At 75.1% G+C, this 265-nt stretch carries 1 protein-coding gene; it reads right to left on the bottom strand.

Features of this window, described 5'->3' with window-relative positions; translation table 11 throughout:
• Positions 1-238 (bottom strand): pantoate--beta-alanine ligase (locus ACK4SE_RS14430; RefSeq protein ID WP_409694112.1); only part of this gene is annotated, 238 nt, incomplete at its 3' end.
• Positions 239-265 lie beyond the last annotated feature (27 nt).

The following is a 265-nucleotide window of genomic DNA, read 5'->3' as shown; positions in this document are numbered from 1 at the left end:
CCCGAGTCGAGACCCCGACCGTGATCGGCAGGTTGTCGATGAGCCGGGTGCTGCCCACGCGGGCGGCGACCAGGATCCGGCCGGTGGTGCCGGCGGGAACCTCTGCGGGCAGCGGGGTCAGGTCGGTGGCCACGATCTCGAGGTAGTCCACGTCGACCCCGGGCTCGTCAGCCAGCTCGGTGCGCGCGGCGGCCAGTGCCGGCCCGAGGCCCTCGTGGGCGGCCCCGCGAGCAGTCATCAGGCTCCGGCTCAGCACGGTCGCCCG

The organism is Brevundimonas sp. (genome assembly GCF_046293315.1).
Lineage (GTDB): Bacteria > Pseudomonadota > Alphaproteobacteria > Caulobacterales > Caulobacteraceae > Brevundimonas.
Note: the sequence above shows the minus strand (reverse complement) of the source record. Positions and strands in the feature narration are given on the sequence as shown.